Raw genomic sequence first — 1,935 nt, forward strand, 5'->3', positions numbered from 1 at the left:
AGTGTATGGAAGCTTGAGATTGAGATTGAACTTGAGCTTGAGCTTGAGCTTGAACTTGAACTTGAGCTTGAACTGGACCGGCGTTTTTTCACTTTTTTACATTTACATTTTAATTTTACTGTTTTAGAGGAACGCTTACAACCACAGTGTTTTTTCTTTTTGGACGACATAAAAATCCCTCCAAACCGTTATAAATTAAGAAAAAAGGTTTAACCTGTCTCTCAATTTATCTTATGCAGAAATCTAGTAATCCGTTTGGACAAGCTGGAAAAATCGATTAAATAAAATGCTAGTTCTTATTTAACAAAACCAGCTAATAGTTTGTCAACATTTTTCATTAAAATCCTATATTTATTCGTGTTATACTACATTTGTCCATGACAAATAACCTTCCGATTATTCGACTTTGGAAGGTATTTTAATTAATGGATAGATATAGACTTTAAACTATATCTTGGTAAGTCGTTCTGCTTTTTAAAAGGGCAAAGATCCAGTGTAAGAGTTTATTTACACATGCAATGACGGCTACCCGAAAGGGTTTTCCTTCGTCGCGTTTCTTATCATAGAATTTTCGTAGTTTCTTGTTTCTAGGGATGATTTCATCCGTTGTTTTTTGCTTTCGTGCATCTCGGATGCCACAGGTGACAGCCATGTACAATGCTAGTCTAAGTCTGCTGGAACCACGTTTAGTGATACGATTAACGGATGCTGTAAATCTCCCTGAAGAATACACACTAGGGTCTACTCCTGCGAACGCAACCAACTTCTTAGGGTGATTAAACCTTTCTATCTCGCCAATCTCTGAAATGATTGTTGCTGCAATCTTTTCTCCAATACCAGGGATAGATTGGATAATCTTATATTCTTCAATTTCTTTCGCGAGGGCATCTATTTCTGCTGCTAACATGGATAGATGCTCTTCGTATTGAAGAACAATGTTAATAAGCATCTTGAGATTAAAGATTAGGCTCTCATATAAGTTGTTCTGAAATGGATTACGCAATGCGGCTTCTCTTAATTTTTGAGCTTTGTCCATTGCCCAATTCTCTGAACGACTCCTACATAACAAAGCGATTGTATCTCTCAATTCGGCTTCACTTGCTAGTAAGACGGTTTCGGAAGTTGGAAAAGCTTCTAACATTCGTAAAGAGACCTTGGAGTATAAGTTTCCAAAAACACCTCGATACTCAGGGAATACTTGATCTAATACCGATTGAAGTTGTAGCTTGGTTTGAGAAGCGTTGCTTGTGATTGTTTCTTGTTGTCTCGTAAGGTTACGAAGGTTTAAAAGTTGCATACCTCTTCTTCGGTGAGGAGCTAGTTCTTCCTTATAAAACAATTCACAAAGCTGATACGCGTCTGCTGCGTCCGTTTTAACTTTTCTAAGATTAGCACTACGGGAACGATGGGAGACAAGTGGATTTACCACGATGTACACATAATTGTGTTCCTCAAGAAACTGAACGACTGGGTGATGATAATGACCCGTTGATTCTAAAATAACCGAAGGTTTCTTTCCATCTGTTACTCTAGTAACCTCTATTAAGAACTCTAATAAGCGATCTAAACCATCGAGTGTATGCATAACACTGAAGCTCTTCCGATATGGTTTTCCTTTATCTAAAAAGGCTTGAACCTGGCTTTCACCTTTTGAAACATCCAGACCTACAACTGGATTCATCTATGATTCTCCTCCTAGAAATAAATTAGTCGGTAACCCCTAACCTCCTTGTAATGTCATAGGTTCGCTTGTTAAACGGGATCCTTCTTGTCCCAACCAGCCTGAAACATGTTTATACAAGTAGGGGGTGAACAGTTTAGTTGACGGGATCAGTCCCACGGGTGCTACGTTCTACCCCGACTACCGCTATAATAAGACCAAATAAAAAAAGGTCAACCAGAAATTCTGGCTAACCTTATATTACGAACGGGTGC

The 1,935-nt window shown here is 38.3% G+C and carries 2 protein-coding genes; one reads left to right on the top strand and one right to left on the bottom strand.

The window, feature by feature from the left end:
* Positions 1-213, top strand: a 213-nt coding sequence (locus M1K46_RS25300) for a hypothetical protein (protein WP_256228211.1), incomplete at its 5' end; no start/stop codon positions are given.
* Positions 214-442: 229 nt separating this feature from the next.
* Here M1K46_RS25300 and M1K46_RS25305 read toward each other — a convergent pair.
* Entirely contained in the window at positions 443-1,681 is a 1,239-nt protein-coding gene (locus M1K46_RS25305; RefSeq protein WP_256228212.1) for an IS110 family transposase, read from the bottom strand.
* Positions 1,682-1,935 lie beyond the last annotated feature (254 nt).

The sequence above is a fragment of the Fictibacillus sp. WQ 8-8 genome, from assembly GCF_024494405.1.
Lineage (GTDB): Bacteria > Bacillota > Bacilli > Bacillales > Fictibacillaceae > Fictibacillus_C > Fictibacillus_C marinisediminis.

Bases quoted from the DNA above. Each gene is read 5' to 3' on its own strand.
- M1K46_RS25305 (WP_256228212.1), bottom strand. From the start codon at position 1,681: ATGAATCCAGTTGTAGGTCTGGATGTTTCAAAAGGTGAAAGCCAGGTT.